13 protein-coding genes are annotated in these 17,069 nt (G+C 46.6%); 9 read left to right on the top strand and 4 right to left on the bottom strand.

The window, feature by feature from the left end; genetic code table 11:
* Positions 1 to 49: 49 nt before the first annotated feature.
* From GJR95_RS33945 to GJR95_RS33905, 9 genes are all read left to right on the top strand, one after another.
* Positions 50 to 1,105, top strand: a complete 1,056-nt coding sequence (locus GJR95_RS33945) for an aldose 1-epimerase family protein (protein WP_162390080.1) — start codon at positions 50 to 52, stop codon at positions 1,103 to 1,105.
* Positions 1,106 to 1,131: 26 nt separating this feature from the next.
* Positions 1,132 to 2,358 (top strand): class I mannose-6-phosphate isomerase, encoded by a 1,227-nt coding sequence (locus GJR95_RS33940; protein ID WP_162390079.1) that lies wholly within the window; start codon positions 1,132 to 1,134, stop codon positions 2,356 to 2,358.
* 100 nt (positions 2,359 to 2,458) lie between these two features.
* The gene (locus GJR95_RS33935) at positions 2,459 to 3,490 is read left to right on the top strand and encodes a sugar phosphate isomerase/epimerase family protein (RefSeq protein ID WP_162390078.1); all 1,032 of its coding nucleotides are present in this window, start codon (positions 2,459 to 2,461) and stop codon (positions 3,488 to 3,490) included.
* A 126-nt stretch (positions 3,491 to 3,616) separates the two neighbouring features.
* The gene (locus GJR95_RS33930) at positions 3,617 to 4,780 is read left to right on the top strand and encodes a Gfo/Idh/MocA family protein (RefSeq protein WP_162390077.1); all 1,164 of its coding nucleotides are present in this window, start codon (positions 3,617 to 3,619) and stop codon (positions 4,778 to 4,780) included.
* 130 nt (positions 4,781 to 4,910) lie between these two features.
* Positions 4,911 to 6,410, top strand: a complete 1,500-nt coding sequence (locus GJR95_RS33925; protein WP_162390076.1) for a sugar ABC transporter ATP-binding protein — start codon at positions 4,911 to 4,913, stop codon at positions 6,408 to 6,410.
* A gap of 18 nt (positions 6,411 to 6,428) precedes the next feature.
* Positions 6,429 to 7,415, top strand: coding sequence for an ABC transporter permease (locus GJR95_RS33920; RefSeq protein ID WP_162390075.1), 987 nt, complete (start codon positions 6,429 to 6,431; stop codon positions 7,413 to 7,415).
* A gap of 47 nt (positions 7,416 to 7,462) precedes the next feature.
* Positions 7,463 to 8,392, top strand: coding sequence for a sugar ABC transporter substrate-binding protein (locus GJR95_RS33915; RefSeq protein WP_232540952.1), 930 nt, complete (start codon positions 7,463 to 7,465; stop codon positions 8,390 to 8,392).
* 354 nt (positions 8,393 to 8,746) lie between these two features.
* Positions 8,747 to 9,121 (top strand): DUF3244 domain-containing protein, encoded by a 375-nt coding sequence (locus GJR95_RS33910; RefSeq protein WP_232073971.1) that lies wholly within the window; start codon positions 8,747 to 8,749, stop codon positions 9,119 to 9,121.
* Between the two features lie 250 nt (positions 9,122 to 9,371).
* Positions 9,372 to 9,791 (top strand): hypothetical protein, encoded by a 420-nt coding sequence (locus GJR95_RS33905; RefSeq protein ID WP_162390073.1) that lies wholly within the window; start codon positions 9,372 to 9,374, stop codon positions 9,789 to 9,791.
* Between the two features lie 42 nt (positions 9,792 to 9,833).
* Here the strand turns inward: GJR95_RS33905 and GJR95_RS33900 are convergent, their stop codons facing one another.
* The 4 genes from GJR95_RS33900 to GJR95_RS33885 all read right to left on the bottom strand — a co-directional run bounded on the left by GJR95_RS33900 (position 9,834) and on the right by GJR95_RS33885 (position 17,003).
* Positions 9,834 to 10,760 (bottom strand): sugar phosphate isomerase/epimerase family protein, encoded by a 927-nt coding sequence (locus GJR95_RS33900; protein ID WP_162390072.1) that lies wholly within the window; start codon positions 10,758 to 10,760, stop codon positions 9,834 to 9,836.
* Positions 10,761 to 11,065: 305 nt separating this feature from the next.
* A complete protein-coding gene (locus tag GJR95_RS33895; protein WP_162390071.1) occupies positions 11,066 to 12,688 on the bottom strand; it encodes a hypothetical protein in 1,623 nt (540 codons plus the stop codon).
* 98 nt (positions 12,689 to 12,786) lie between these two features.
* The gene (locus tag GJR95_RS33890; RefSeq protein ID WP_162390070.1) at positions 12,787 to 14,556 is read right to left on the bottom strand and encodes an L-lactate permease; all 1,770 of its coding nucleotides are present in this window, start codon (positions 14,554 to 14,556) and stop codon (positions 12,787 to 12,789) included.
* Positions 14,557 to 14,699: 143 nt separating this feature from the next.
* Positions 14,700 to 17,003 (bottom strand): GH92 family glycosyl hydrolase, encoded by a 2,304-nt coding sequence (locus tag GJR95_RS33885; RefSeq protein ID WP_162390069.1) that lies wholly within the window; start codon positions 17,001 to 17,003, stop codon positions 14,700 to 14,702.
* Positions 17,004 to 17,069: the final 66 nt, after the last annotated feature.

Below are 17,069 nucleotides of genomic sequence, written 5' to 3'. Positions count from 1 at the left end.
CTTCCCGAAACAATTGACCTGTTTCGGGAAGTTTTGACATAAGCTTATTTTGACACTACAACCCTGGCATAATAAAATAGGGAATCCGGCCCAGTTGGGTGGTATTGAAACCGCGGTACTGGATAATGGGGCCGGAAGAGGTACCCGCATTGCCTGGATCAATACCGGAACGGGGCTGCGCTATAAAGTGGTCATTGACCGGGCAATGGATATTGCCGATGCATTCTACAACCAGCACAGCCTGGCCTGGCTAAGTCATTCCGGCATCACCCGGCCCGAACCGTTCTCGGATCGGGGAATCGATTGGCTCCGGACCTTTAATGGCGGTCTGCTGACAACCTGCGGACTGACGCATGTGGGTGGACCTGAGCAGGATTCGTATGGTGAGCGTGGTTTGCATGGGCATATCAGCAATATTCCGGCAGAGATTGAATCCATAATTCAGCCTGATCCAGCTACGGGACGGCTTGAAATGAGCATTACGGGTCGGATAACGGAAACCAGAGTATTTGGTCCTAGCCTGGAACTAAGGCGAACTATATCGGGTACCCTCGGCCAGCCTTCCATTCGAATTCATGATGAAGTGATCAATCGGGCCAATACACCGGCTCCGCATATGCTGCTTTATCATGTTAATTTTGGGTGGCCTTTAGTCGATGAGGGAGCGGATATTATCTGGAAGGGCAACTGGCAAACCCGTGAAGGTGGTATCAATGGCGAGATTTTTCGGGAAGGTAATGATTTTCGGAAGTGTCCGGCTCCGCTGGAAACCCATCGAGGTACTGGTGAAGCCGTTGCGATAATCGATATCGTTGCTGATGAATCGGGTCGGTGTAGTGCCGGATTGTATAACGCCAAACTGGGGGTAGCGCTGGCCTTACGCTTTCGGAAGGAGCAACTTCCCTGGTTAACCAATTGGCAGCATTGGGGAGCAGGTGAGTATGTCACGGGCATCGAACCGGGCACTCATCCACCCATTGGTCAGGCCAAAGCCAGAGAAGAGGGCTCTCTGCTGTTTATCGCGCTGGGCGAACGCCGGGTCTACGATCTGGAGATCGAGGTGTTGACCGACCAAACGGCAATTAGTGACTTTGTGAGCAATTAGTAAAAGTCGAGTAACAATAAATCTGTATGCAAACAACCGAAAAAGTAACCGTAGCTGAAAAAGCTTTAGAACAGGGGAAAGGAATTTTGCGGCTAACGCCAACTTGGGTTCCGCGTTCATTCTGCGTACCAGGAAGACGCATAAAACTACATCCAGATGATTATTATGTGCTGGGTGGAGAGCGTGGCGGTATTGATGAGCGCTGGTTCTCATCGACTACACCCGCTAAAAACGGCCCATTGACAGGTGAAAATGAGGGACTGAGTCACATCGTTTTTCAGGACGAAGACGGAACCGAAACGCTGTTTTTGCTTAAAGATGCCGTTGACGAATTAAAGGGAGAACTGATCGGCGACCGCTTATGGAATGAGTATGGTGCCTGGCCGATGTACTCCAAGTTTTTCGACAATATGGGGCCATTGCCTCACCATCTTCATCACAACGACGAACAGGCCGCGCTGATCGGGCAACTGGGCAAACCCGAAGCCTATTATTTCCCCCCTCAGGTTAATAACCACGGTGGTGATTTCCCGTATACCTTTATTGGTATTGCGCCGGGCACTACGAAAGAGCAGATAAAAGAATGCCTGCAAAACTTCACCAAAGGCGATAACAAGATCACAAATTATTCGTCAGCCTATCGGCTCGAACCCGGAACAGGCTGGGATGTTCCTCCTGGACTGCTTCACGCGCCGGGAAGCCTATGTACTTACGAACCACAGAAAGCGTCTGACGTATTTGCTATGTATCAGTCGCTGGTTAACGAAGCCATTATTCCGGAAGAGTTGCTGTGGAATGGTACACCCAAAGACCGGATCGGCGATTACGATCAACTGATGGAAGCCATCGATTGGGACCTGAATACCGATCCGCAAATGATGGCCAATCGGTTTATGAGCCCAAAGCCGGTTAGCGATGTCGACGAAATGAAGGCTAAGGGGTATAGTGAAGTCTGGGTTTGCTACAAATCGGATGCGTTTAGTGCAAAAGAACTCACCGTTTTACCGGGAGCGACCGTAACCATCAAAGATAGTGCGGCCTATGGTCTGATCATGATGCAGGGACATGGTAAATTAGGGGTCTGGAATGTGGAAACACCCGCTCTGATCCGGTACGGACAATTGACCAACGATGAGTTTTTTGTGAGCGAAAAAGCAGCACTGGAAGGTGTAACGATTGTGAACCACTCAACCACCGATCCAATTGTCATGCTCAAGCACTTCGGCCCGTCTAACCCAGATCTGACGTTATAGGGAGTTTTCAGTTTTCGGTTTATAGTTTTCAGTTTGAGCCCGGATCGTTACTCCGCAAACTGAAAACTGAAAAAAATTAAATCTTAAATTTTCCCTTTTCATGAACGAGAATAACTATCCTAAACTCCACAATGCCATGTGGCCGGGAGTAGTTGGCAAAGGCCCCGGCTCCGAACCCATTATTGCTTTCGATACCATGCTGGAAAAGACCGCTGCCGCTGAGGTAGATGGAGTCAAATTCGATGGCGTCGATCTGGCTCTTTTCGAACATCTCGACATCAATATGTCGGACGACGACATAAAACGATTAGCCGATAAAGTTGGTGGCTATGATCTGAAAATTGGCTCGCTGGTTGCACCCATTTGGGGTGGCCCCGCCATGGGGTCCAAAGAAGAGCGCGCCCAGTTTGTTGAGATGGTGCGGAAATCATGCCATATTGGTCAGAAGCTTAGCGAAATTGGCATTCGGCCCAGTGGGGTTGTTCGCATCGATTCGGCCAGTTCGCCAACGGCCTGGGATGCTGATCCAGTCGGAAATTCTAAATTGATCGTACAAACCTTTCAGGAAGCCTGCGATGTAGCTGCTGAATACGGCGAGAAACTGGCTGCCGAGGGCGAAATTTGCTGGGGCGGTATGCACAGCTGGAAAACCATGCTCGAAACGCTGGAAGCCGTTGATCGCCCGAATATGGGTTTCCAGGCCGATATGGCCCATACCTTGTTATACACGATGGGATATAACCGGGAACAGGATCGCATCCTTCCCGAAAACTTCGATTGGAGCGATCGGAAAACGCTGAATGATGCGCTGAAGACCCTAACGAAAGCATTACGCCCCTGGACAATCGATTTCCATGTTGCCCAGAATGATGGAACCGTATTCGGTTCCGGTTCCCACGATAAAACAGGCCGCCACTGCCAGGCACTGGACCCAAATGGTAAACTCGACGTTGCCCATGATGCAGGCTACTGGCTGCGGGATGAAAACGGTCAGCTTACCAAAGCATTCAAGCATATTTGCTGGGATGGTTGTATGTTCCCGAATGAGGTAATGATGCGCCCACAAACGTGGAACGATATTCTGGCTACCATGATAAAAGTCCGGCAGTTACACGGCTGGTACGAAGCATAAACTAAGTTTTCACGGGCTGCCCGTGCGTTTTCAACTACAGTCTTCAGTGATTGACGCATCGAATCCGGTGCGTTGATCCTGACAGGAGATCGTATTGAAAATTGAAAACTGAAACCTATCTTAAAAATGGCAAACAAAAAAGAATTACGCATTGGCTTAATTGGAACTGGTTTTATGGGCCGGACTCATTCCAATGGATATAATCGTGTACCTAATTTTTTCCCTGAACTGGCTTACACGCCCGTCTTGAAAACGGTTTGTTCACGCAATGCAGAAAAAGTGCAGGCTTTTGCTGATCAGTGGGGCTACGAATCCGTCGAAACCGACTGGAAAGCCGTCATTGCCCGCGACGATATCGATGCGGTTGATATTTGTACGCCAAATGACACCCACGCTGAAATTGCCATTGCGGCTGCCAAGGCAGGGAAAATGATTCTCTGCGAAAAACCGATTGCCCGCAATGTTGCTGAAGGCCAGCAAATGGTCGATGCGGCAGAAGAAGCAGGGGTTGTTACAACCGTTTGGTACAACTACCGACGTATTCCGGCGGTTACACTGGCCAAGCAAATTGTCGATTCCGGTAAACTGGGTAAAATCTTCCATTACCGGGCTAACTTTCTTCAGGACTGGACCATTAGTGCAGACGTACCACAGGGCGGTACCGGCACCTGGCGTATGGATGCCGAGGCTGCTGGTTCGGGTGTAACCGGCGATCTGCTGGCTCACTGTATCGATACGGCCATGTGGCTTAATGGCGGAATCAAGGATGTGTCGGCCGTTACGGAAACCTTCGTTAAAGAACGGATGCACCAGCTGACCGGTAAAATGCAGTCCGTCGGTATCGACGATGCCTGTATTTTCCATTGTCATTTTGAAAACGGCTCACTGGGCCTTTTCGAATCGACCCGTTATGCTCGTGGACATAAAGCTTTATACACCTTCGAAATAAATGGTGAAAATGCGTCCATCCGTTGGGATTTACACGATCTGAACCGGCTGGAGTATTATGATTATGCCGACGATTCGATTGTGCGCGGCTGGCGGTCCATTCACGTTACCGATGGCGACCAACCCTACATGAGCAAATGGTGGGTTCCCGGATTAGGTATTGGTTACGAGCATAGCTTTATCCACCAGGTAGCCGACTTCCTCAAAAGTCTGGAAACGGGCGAACCCTGCGCGCCAACGTTCAAAGATGCACTGGAAACGCAGAAAGTTTGCGAGGCCGTTCTTGACTCCGCAGCCTCTAAAAGCTGGAAAGAAACCGGCGTTGAGTGGACTATGCCCTAAGTAGTTCAACGAATGAGCTTGCTTCAGTAGGTTTCAGGCTAGTGTGGTGTTTTTGGGCTGTCAGTCTCTCGAATCTGATAGCGCGAAAACACCACATATTTGTATCAGCACCTATCCCGATTTATCGAATATGAGCCTAGATAACGATTATATTCTTCAGGTACGTGGGCTGACAAAAACGTTTTCTGGCGTTACAGCGCTGGATAATGTTCAGTTAAACCTCCGAAAAGGAGAGGTTCATGCGCTGATGGGTGAAAATGGGGCCGGGAAATCGACATTCATGAAGATTTTAATCGGTCTGCTAAGGCCGGATTCCGGTGAAATTATCTTTGAAGGTGATCAATTGAGTACTAAAAATGTCAGCGAATCCCTGAAGAAAGGTATTTCGATGATTCATCAGGAGATCCTGATCGTGCCTGAACTGACCGTTGCCCAAAATATTTTTTTGGGGCGGGAAATGACCCGCCTATTGCCCGGCTGGCTCGATGATCAGCGGATTTATAAACAGGCCGAGGTTATTTTGAGCCAAATGGGCGTTGATATCGATGCCAGGACCAAAATGAAATACCTGAGTGTGGCCGAAATGCAAATGGTCGAAATTGCTAAGGCCATTTCCAACGATGCCAGGGTAATTATCATGGATGAGCCTACGTCGGCCATATCGGATAAAGAAGTAGCTACCCTTTTCGCGATCATTAAAGAACTCACCCGAAAAGGCGTTGCCATCATCTACATCTCGCACAAGATGGACGAAATTTTCGCCATATCCGATACCATTACTGTTCTGAGAGATGGTCAGTATATAGCGACAAAAAGTGCATCAGAGATTGATACAAACAGCCTGATATCGATGATGGTTGGCCGCGAAATCGACAGCCTGTTTCCGGCTACGACCGCCCGGAAAGGCGAGGAGATCTTATCGGTTAAAAATCTCGGTCGGGACGGAAAATTTTCGGGCATCAGTTTTGCCGTTCGGGCCGGGGAAATTCTGGGCATAGCGGGTCTGATGGGAGCAGGCAGAACCGAAATTGCCCGCGCCATTTTTGGCCTCGACCGACTCGATCGTGGTGAAATTCGCGTCAAAGGCGAACGGGTCAATATAAATTCTCCACAGGATGCCATCCGACACGGTATCGGCTATGTCAGCGAAGACCGGAAAGGATTAGGATTCGTAGCGAACCTGTCGGTTAAGGATAACATCACATTATCTAGTCTACTGAACCACAGAAAAGGGTTATTTATTCAGAAAAAAAGCGAACTTGGAGCCGCATCGAACATGGTCGGGAGTCTGCAAATCAAAGCATCCAGCATCGATCAGAAGGTTGCTAACCTGAGTGGAGGTAATCAGCAAAAAGTAGTCATTGGAAAAGTGCTACTTTCGTCGCCAGCGGTCATCATTCTCGATGAGCCGACCCGAGGTATTGACATAGGGGCGAAATTCGAGATCTATAAGCTGATCAATCAGTTGGTTGCAAAAGGATTGGCCGTCATTATAATCTCTTCTGAATTGCCCGAATTAGTAGGAATGAGTGATCGAATTCTTGTGCTGTCGAGGGGGGAGCAAACGGCTGTTCTGTCGAAAGAAGAAGCTACTCAGGAAGCGATCATGGCTTATGCAATGCCACACTAATATGTTCCAATAATACGGATGAAAAACGGACTAACTAGCTATTTCAATCAGGTTGGGGGCACTTATACACTACGTACGCGAGGCATTGGCCAATACGGCATCATTCTCGCATTCATTCTCCTGTGCATTATTCTGGCAGTAATCACGCCCAAATTTCTGACGCTGTCGAACCTGACCAATATAGTGACCCAGGTTTCCATCAATGCGTTACTGGCTTTTGGGGTCACGTTTGTTATCATAACGGGTGGCATTGATCTGTCGATTGGATCAATGGTTGCGGTTACTGGCGTCGTTGCGGCTTTATTTGCGCATCCCGACGAATATCCGGTGGTGGTTCCCCTATTGATGGGCTTACTCAGTGGATTGCTACTGGGTGCTTTCAACGGGTTCGTAATTACCCGAACCAAGGTTCCTCCCTTCATTGTAACCCTGGGCACCATGACGATAGGAAGAGGACTGGCGCTCATTCTCAGCAAAGGAAGGCCAATCTCTAATTTATCGGATTCATTTAATTTCATTGGCGGAGGCAAACTGCTGGGTATACCATCGCCCATTCTTATCCTGATACTTGCGTTTGTGGGTTGCTCCATCATTTTAAAGAAAACGATCTTAGGCCGATACATGTATGCAGTTGGGGGCAACGAGCAGGCGGCCGAAGCCTCCGGTATTCGACTGAACAAGGTAAAAATGGTCGTGTACACGCTATGTGGCGGACTGGCGGCACTGGCCGGAATTTTACTGACATCCCGCATTACGACCGGGCAGCCAAACGCAGGTGTCGGCTTCGAGCTTGACGCCATTGCGGCTGCAATCATTGGCGGAACCAGCACCTCGGGCGGAATAGGAACAATAACCGGTACGTTAATTGGTGCGCTATTGATTGGCGTAATCAGTAACGGGCTTGACCTGTTAAATGTAACATCGTATTACCAGCAGGTCGTGATGGGAATTATCATCATCGGGGCCGTCGTGCTGGATAGTTTGAGTCAAACCAATAAAGCATAAACTAACTGAATAATCGAGTCGAAATGATGCGCATACAGTCAACTTTAATGAACTACACTCTTATACTGGCGGTCTTGCTTACGGGCTGTAATCAATCAACTTCCAGCGAGAAAGGGCAGGATAATCAGGATAAAAAGCTGGTAGTTGGGGCGACAATGCTCAGTATGCAAAACGAATTTATTGTCAATGTAAACGACGAGATGGCCAAAAAGGCCGAACAGAGCAATGTCGAATTCATTACAGTAGATGCCGAGCGGTCGGCGCTGAAACAGATTGAACAGGTAGAAAGCTTTATTGCCCAAAAAGTCGATGCGATCATTATGAATCCCTGCGAAGTAGAAGCCAGCTCGCCGGCTGTAACAAAAGCCTTGGCGGCTCATATACCAATCATCAACGTGAACTCGGCTACCAGTGCAAAACCAACGGCTTTTGTTGGCTCCGATGACGTTGAATCGGGGCGTATTGCTATGAACTACATTGCAAAGCGATTAGGAGGCAAAGGCAATGTAGTTATGATGCATGGCTATATGGGGCAGGCTGCTCAGATACAACGGGAACAGGGAGCCCGCGAAGTGCTCAAACAATACCCTGGCCTGAAGTTGATTGCACACCAGACTGGCGAATGGGATCGGGCGAAGTCGATGGCGTTGATGGAAAACTGGATTCAGTCGTATGGGGCCGAGATCAATGCTGTTTTTGCTCAGAATGACGAGATGGGGATGGGCGCAGTAAAGGCGCTGACTAGTGCAGGCTTAAAAGATAAAGTTGTCGTTGTCAGTATCGATGCGATTCCGGATGCGTTGCAGGCGGTCAAAAATGGCACCTTAGACGCGACTGTCTTTCAGAACGCCGAGCAACAGGGGGCAAAAGCCATTGAAACCGCCATCAACATTGCTAAAGGCAAGGCATACGAGAAAGAAACGCTGATCCCGTTCGAACTGGTGACCAAGGACAATTTGACCAAGTACATGAAGTAAACGAACCGACAAACCGGGATTGTCAGCGCCCGAAAGGGTGAGATTTGGTTGGGCTACCAAAGTGCCTGTTTATTACCTGCTTTCTGCCAAATTAGCCAGCCCTGGCAGTTTATCTCCCATAGTAATACTTCAGACGTAGCTGCCTGTGCAGAGGTTGGTTGTATGTCCATAATAATGTCCGCAAGTGAACAGCCATTGTCCAGTTGCGGACATTAATTATTTCTGGCACGACTGATAACTGGTTGATAATCAATGGTAATTTTTATTGGCACAACCTTTGGCTTATGTATGTCGAACAGGTAAACAACTGAACACAACAACTCAATCTCTGGAACACTAAACACAAATACTACTATGTTAACGTTAATGAGCAAATTGGCCGTTTCTATTCTGATGAGTGCAGCTACACTGGCCAATCCAACAACACCCAAAACAATGTCATTCGACGCCAGTGCCTTCGTAACCATTGATAACCAGATTCGGGTATCGGTTAGTAAGACCGCTGAGGTGCCGGTTGAAATTGTACTGCGCAATGCGGAGAATCAGGTAATCTTCCGTCAGGATATCAGCAAGAAGGAAGCCAAGTATGCGGTTAAATTGAATGTCAATGAATTGGCCGACGGTAAGTATGAACTGGAAGTTAAATCGAACGAAGGAAGCATTCGGAAGCAGCTGAATCTGTCAACCCGGCCTGTAGCTCAGACAACCCGTATTGTTGCCATGCAATAGCAATTAGTTGCTTTCAGTAACCAATGAAGCCCGGCGTGAGCCGGGCTTCATTGGTTTAAGGCAGATAGAAAAGCAAGCGACTATCAGTCAGCAAGGTGCATAAAACGTTGCGCGTAATGCCTGCCATGGAAGCGGCTTTAGCGAAACGACAAATGGAAATTCGCGAGATGTTGAACTAACTGACTGACATGTAAGAAAATAGTGTAAAATGCTGTAATTTAGGTTCCTGTACATTAATTCTGGCCTTTCTATGGATAACCTGTCATTTAGAAAACTTTTGGAACAGTATGTGTTTAGCGTGACTAAAAACTATATTGATCAGGTTAATGAGGAAACACAAGGCAAATTAATTGAGCTGTTTATTAAGGTCGGCAATGAGCCCAAGGTAAACCCTATTGAGGAACCCGTTTTACCGAAACGCCGGTATCGGAATGAGCGAATCAAGATGATTGAACGCTTACTGGCGCTTCATCAAGCCAATATTGAAGCCGCACGTACCTATATATTACAACTAGATCTTTTGTTAAAGAGAGCCAAAAAGCGTATCATCGATACCTACAGGAAGAACCATCTTATCAAACGCTATCAGTTGCTCAAAACGAGATATATTATTTATTTGGCCAAAATAGAGACGTATCATCAATACGAACTCAGTAAGCTGCGAACCTAATTCTTGTAAATCTTCAATAAAAAATGTCAAACTGAGACACTATCAGTCAGTTTTTAAAATGCCTTTCTCTTTTAGAAATTGAATGCTTTTGGCGTGGTTGTCGAAGCATTGTTTCTTGTCAGTAACAGGGAGCAATTCAATGGTCACATACCGTACATTCTGCTTCGCCATCAGCTCAATGACTTTATCGACCTCGAGTGGATTGCTGGTAAGCCTTGGCTGAGATTCACCTTCCTTTAACGTTTTTAAATGAGTGGTCACCCAGCGATTTCCCATCGTTGCTAGAAAATCAGCTACTTTTTGTGGATCAGCATTTTCTCTTGATGAATTCCGAAAAGGATTTCCTATATCGAATTGTAAACCAGTACCAGTGGTATTCCTGAAAAAGCTATCCAGCCCTAAATAGGCATCACTATTACTAAAAAAAGGTTCATTGAGATTTTCAACGATAAATTGAATCTTGTTATTTTTTGCAACCCGAGCACAGCTATCAGCCAGGCTACTTAATTGAATCATCTCTGCCTTATTCCATCCTTTTTTGGTGCTATCAAGCTCAAACTCAGATTTTGAAACCAGTGCCCGTAGAATACCGGGACCTGTGAATAGCAAGGTATTGGCTAGACCTCGTTCAAATACGTCATAATAACCCGTATCAAGAATATTTTTCTGGATTTCATATATCACATCTAATTTGTTCTTTCTAGCCAGTTCAGCCAATACCTTGCATTCGTCCTGAGAAAGACTTGCCTGATCATCGCGTAGTTCTATAAAATCATAACCTTCTTTTGATGCATAATCAATAATCTCACTCAAACTTTCCACATTAACAGGCATGGCCTTTTGGAAATTTTGTGTTGAAAACCCAATTTTTAGATTTGGATATTTACTGAAGACTAGCGATTTATTTTTAGTATGTTTTGTGCAGGCAGCAAACGATAGGCAAATAAAAAGTAAAGAGAATAACCTCATTTTAATCATAAATTTTTCGGTAAAAATGGTTGCTGGCGTTCCAGGAAAACTTTGTAGCTATGATTGAAAAATGAATAAATCTATTTGTTGAGCTATGTGTTCAAATAGATCATATATGGTAATGTGCTGGACCAGGCTAAACTGGACTGGAGAAAAAAGCATAGTAGATATTCTACTATGCTTTCTGTAATCCAACCTATCTAATTAAAAACATTACCACGGAAAAATTTTCATATTTTTAATTTATTGGCCTGAATAAAGTAATTATGATGTGGAATTTATGCTGTTTTTTTTTCGCTATCTAATTACTTTTTTTTGCCTTTCTCTGGTGCTGCCTGCGGGATGAATTCAATAAAATCAACACGGGCCGACTCGCTGCCGTTGGCCATTCCTATTAATTTTATTTCGTCGCCACTGTTGATTTTAACATTGGGAATGGTTTTTCGTCTCCAGCAGCCTACATCTTCAGTTAATTTCCAGGTAGCTTTTTGTTTGCCGCCAACATATAAAGCTAAATTCCCCTGGCCCTCTTTTTCGTCAGCGTAAGACACGACAATCGTATACAGACCCGATGGATTCGCAAATGCCGAGGTTGCTGTTCCTGTACCCGTTGTCTGTACGCATTGTTCGATGAGAAACTTGTCAGGATTATAGCCTGAAAGGGTCATCTCCTCGACCTCCATTCCCGTAATTGGCGTAAATCCAGGAACGCCTGCTTCACTGATGCCGTTTCGGACCGCGCGCAGCATAGAATAAGGTGAACCGTCGTAATGCTTAACACCTATTCCCTTGGCCCCACCATCAACAGAAATTTTGATACTTGACTTAACAATAGGCACTGTTGTCAATAAACGGGTAGGAACGCCTGGAATAATAGGAACATCGTTACCCATAAAATATTTTGTCGTGGCTATTCTGGATTTTCGATCCGATTTCTGATAGCCATTTTGCTCGGTATGGGTGGATAGGTGAACGGAATTGATATTATTTTTTAACTCTTCGAGCGCTAATCCCGACGTGCGATCATTCAGATCGTTCAGGCGAAAATCAATTTTAGGATTTTCCTGATGGATTTTATCCGTAACGAGTTTGTAAATTTCGGTCGTACACGCTTTTCTGAAATTGCGCCAGTTATCCAGTTGAGGCTGAGCGTACGGATTGTCTTTTAAAACAGGGATTGCCGCTTCCATATCAAATCCCATTGATTTTGCCTTGTGTTTACAGGATTCGCAAAAGCAGGTTCCACCGTGAATGGGATCGTCGGACCGACTGAATAACAGCATGCACGTTTGAATGTAGTCGACATCATAATTTTTGGCTAGATCGCCATAAAGTGCCAGCAAATATTCCCGTACTTCAGGGTTATTGGTGCAGGGCCGATCAACCGTTTTATCATTTATATCGTGTTGTTTGTATTCCGGATGATTGGTTAGAACCTCCACCGGAATATACGTATGCGAGACCTCTACCCCGGCTCTAAGGCCGCGTCCATGCGCTTTATCAAGTACTATTTTGAGCCAGTCCGTATTGTTGAGCCAGGGCTGATTCGACATCAGCGGTTTTATACGCCCGTATGATTCCAGGTGAGGTTTAAAATAAGCCCGGGAATCTTCGGCATCCCATTCTGTTCGAACGGGGTTATGGATAAAATTAAACGTACCCGGTAGTTTATCGTTGTTGAAAGGGCGATGTTCCTGGTGCATTACGGCAATTAAATAAACCGAATTTATACCGGCAATACTGGTCATGTTATCGAGTATGAGGTCGATTCCTTCATCATGCACTTCCCAGGGATAAATACTACCAGTAACCTCAAAATTTGGAGCTGGCACATTAGACCGTTGTATCGATTGGGCATTCAGATTTACCAGGCAGAGACACGAAATGAATGCCAAAAAACACTCCTTTTTCGTAATGAATAATTTCATGGCGTTTATTTTATAAATGGGAAAAATTGATTTCAATTTTGGCTTTTCTGGCACGATTTGTAGTGGTCGGTTCAGGTTTTTTCAGGCACCAATTTTAATTAATTCGCTAAAGTTGGTGTCTGGTTTTTTCGTCTGGCAATAATCAGAATAGTAGATGCCAGCGTGACTAACAGGACGGCCAATACAATCAGATAGATGTAACCTCGGGATGCGTCGGGGGCTGCAACCAGTTTTTTGCTGTTGATCATTTCATAAACTGGAATTATCCATTTTACTGCGTAAGCCTGTGCCAGGGTAATAAAACAGATGACAACCAGCATGATAAAACTATGCTTCACCGTAAAGCGGAAGAGTTGTGATTCCTGCCCGACCAAATCACCGGCTGCCGCTGCCACCGCAATCGATTGAGGGGAAATCATTTTGCCCACAACTCCGCCCGACACATTGGCCGCCACCGTCACCACCGGATCTACGCCAATGGATGTTGCTGTAGCATACTGTAGTTTACTGAACAACGCATTGGCCGACGTATCCGAACCCGTAATGAAAACACCCAGCCAGCCGAGTACAGGTGCGAAAAATGGAAATAAATAACCCGTGTTAGCCAGCACTTCGGCCAGGGTTAGGGTTATGCCCGAATCATTGACGATGTAGGCAAAGCCTAGCACCGCAGCTATCGTCAGAACGGGGAATTTTAACTGATTTAATGTGGCCGCAAAAACTTTGGCCCCTTCACTGTATGTCAGCCCGATCATGGGTATCGCAATCAGGTCGGCAATTAAGATGGCTGTTCCGGCAGCAGATAAGTAATTGAATTTGAATACTTTGGGTAGCAGTGCGCCGTCCTTGTCCTGGATAACGTTATGAAGGCCAGGCACTTCGAACTGAAATAACCCCAGTGAATTTAGCGCGTCCTTAATAGGCTGCATGCCCCAGGCAATAACCATTATGGTCAGTACGATAAAGGGCGACCAGGCTCTTAATATTTGCCCGCCCGTATACGTAATATCGGTATTGAGCGTAGGGGCGGGTTCATTGGCAAAGCGCCAGATGGTTTTCGGTTTCCAGAATCGGAGAAAAACCATCAGACATACAATCGATCCCAGGCCCGCAATGACATCGGGTAGGGAAGGCCCCAGGAAGTTAGAGGAGAGATACTGGAGTAAGGCGAATGAAACTCCCGACACCAGCACCGCTGGTAAAACCTCCTTTGCCTTTTTAAAACCGGCAATAATGGTTACCAGATAGAAAGGGAGTATGATGGACAGGATGGGAAGTGTACGCCCGACCATTTGCGAAATAGGCATCTCAGGAATGCCCGACACTTGTGAGGCCACCGTGATGGGAATGCCGATCGAACCAAAGGCAACAGGAGCCGTATTGGCAATGAGGCAAATGCCCGATGCATAGAGCGGATTGAAACCCAGCCCAACCAGCATCGCTGCGGTGATGGCGACGGGTGCGCCAAAGCCAGCCGTTCCTTCCAGAAATGAGCCGAACGAAAACGCGATCAGTAACGCCTGCAACCGCCGGTCGGAGGTGATCGACGCCATGAAGTGTTTGATGATTTCGAATTGCCCACTTTTGACGGTCAAATTGAAGAGAAAAACCGACATGATCACCAGCCAGCAGATCGGGAACAGGCCATATAAACCCCCATGTGCAATGGATAAAACGGCCAGTTTTACGGGCATGCCATACACTAAAATAGCAATGACGGTTGCAATGGCTATGGCGATTAAACTGGCCTGATAGCCTTTCATTTTTTTGATAATCAATGCCCAGAAAATGAAAATAATGGGCATTGCCGCTACCAAAACGGACAAGGCGATGTTATTAAGTGGATCAATAACCTGTGTCCATTTCATAGTTGTCGAGCGTTTGTTTGTTCAATGGAAAATAGTGAAACCATGCTTGTCGGAATAACGATAGTGTGTATACGTATTTGATTGAAAAGAGGAAGTCGTGCTTGTCAACTGAATCGATAAAATGGCAGTCGCCTGATCAATAGTTAGTTTTGGGCTACCCACTTTTTATCGGTTTTCTCGCCCATTTCCAGCACCAGCGTGCCGCCATTCATCAGCTCCTGGTGCGAAAAGGACAACGAGGTCAGGGGTTTGCCGTTCATACTCGCCGACTGAATGTATTTGTTGGTGCGGGAGCAATTATGAGCAATCAGCGTAAATTTTTTGCCATTGGGTAAATCGATCGTCACCTTACTAAACAGGGGGCTGGTGATGCTGTAACGGGGAATGCCGGGTGTGGTGGGGTAGAATCCCATAGCCGAGAAGACCACGAAGGAAGACATCGAACCGCCATCTTCATCGCCTGGCACCCCGAAGATGTTATCCTGGAACCAGGTGTCGAGCAGGAGCCGGGTGTACTTCTGGGTTTTCCAGGATGCGTTGGTAAAATTGAAAATGTAGGGGATAAAGAAGGTGACCTGATTGCCCATCGCAAACTGACCGATCATACCCGTCTGGTTGGGCCATTTTTCCCAAAAAACAGGTTTGCTACGGTCCATTCCTTCGCGGAAAAGCTGATCGAGATTTCGTTCCATCTTATCGGCTCCGCCCATCAAATCCCGTAATCCTGCAAAGTCCTGCTGTGCATTCCACATATAACTCCAGGCATTGTTTTCATTATAATAATCGAATCCGTTGTGCCCGCCATCGAATTTTGGGTCGATCTCAATCCAATCCCCTTTCGCATCTTTTGGGATAAACAGATTATACTTTTCATTCCAGAGATTCCTGTAATTTTTTGTTCTAGGCGCATAGCGTTTATAAACATCCTGATTGCCCAGTTCCCTGGCCAGTTCACTCAACGCCCAACTGTCGTAGGCATCGCCCAGGGTTATGGCAACGGCAGACCGCTTCTGACCCGATTTAAGTGAAGCAAATGCATCGGTTTCGGTTTCGCCGGGATGCAGCGCAGGATAGTAGCCATTCTTGACGTAAAAATCTTCGAGACCTCCTTTGGGGCCGTTTCTGAACGGAAGCATCGTTGCCTGTTCTGCGTTTTTGAGCATTCCGTCGAAAGCCGTTTTTAGGTCGAAATTTCGGATTCCTTTCCGGTAGGCATCCAGAAACATGACCGTTGATTTGAAACCAAACATACCCGGCCGATCACCAAAGGGGCGTGGATACTCGGGCATCCAGCCGCTTTGCTGGTACATCGTCACGTAAGATTGGAGCATGTCCGCTTCCCGTTTGGGGTCGAGAATGGTTCGCAGGGGGTGCAAAGCCAGATAGTTGCCCCAGGTATAATCATCGGTATAAAATGGCCGCTTATCCTCATGCACCTTTTTGTCATAGCCACTGAAGTAGGTTCCGTTTTCATTGACATCGATCATCCGAACGTAGCACCGGTAGAGGGCGGTATAAAAACTACGTTTCTGGGCTTCGGTGCCGCCTTCTACCTTGATCTGGCCGATGGTTTTTTCCCAGGCCGCTTTGCCTTTGGCCTTTAGCTGATCGAAACTAACGGCGGTGAGCTCTTTCTCGAAATTCTTTTTGGCCTGTTCCCGACTGATGAATGAAATGGCGTAGCGAAACTCTACCACCGGGCTATCCTGTTCGCCATAACTCACCCAGGCACGTTCGCCATCCATTTTCTTTGGCTTCTCAGGGGTGCCACTAACGGTATATTTACCCCAGTCTTTCTCGCCGGTTTTTTTGCCCGTTTGCGGCTTTCCCGTGAAAGCGCCATATATATAGGCGACGCCCTGCTGATCATGAATCGCATCGACAACGAACTCCGTTCCGACCAGTTTATTGCCGTCCTGAAATTCATATTGTCCATTTTTATAATAATGCGACAGCAACAGATTTTTGCTGACACCAGCCGGAAAAGTAAACCGATAAATGCCTGTCTTTTCACCAGCCGTATATTCAGTTAGAATATCATCGTCAGTTAGTTTTACGGAATAATACCAGGGCTGGGTTACTTCCAGATCATGATCGTAGGTCAATCGTCGATACCAGGCCGTATCAGTCACCGCACCTTTAGAAGGCTTGATGGAAAAAATCATTTGAGGAGTAATGATATTCTGAGCCAGCATCGGGAAATCGGTAATCTGCATATCCAGATGATCCTGACGCTTGGGAAACACCCTGATCATTTGATTGGGCAAATGAACGATTGGCCGATTTGTATTCAGCAACGGGGCGACATTGCCAATCGTGGGGTCAATATACTGTAGACCAGAGCTGCTTGCCTTGCCCGTTTGTCCAACGCTGTATTGACACAAACTGATAGCGGCAACTACCGTAGTTAAAACCGTTTTATGTAAACTAGTAAAGAGCCTGGACATATTTATGTTGCAATTGATTGAGCCTGACAAAATGAATTCAATCTATTAAGGGTACTACCGACTTGT

The organism is Spirosoma endbachense (genome assembly GCF_010233585.1).
GTDB classification, from domain to species: domain Bacteria; phylum Bacteroidota; class Bacteroidia; order Cytophagales; family Spirosomataceae; genus Spirosoma; species Spirosoma endbachense.
This window is presented reverse-complemented; position numbering and strand designations above follow the sequence as displayed.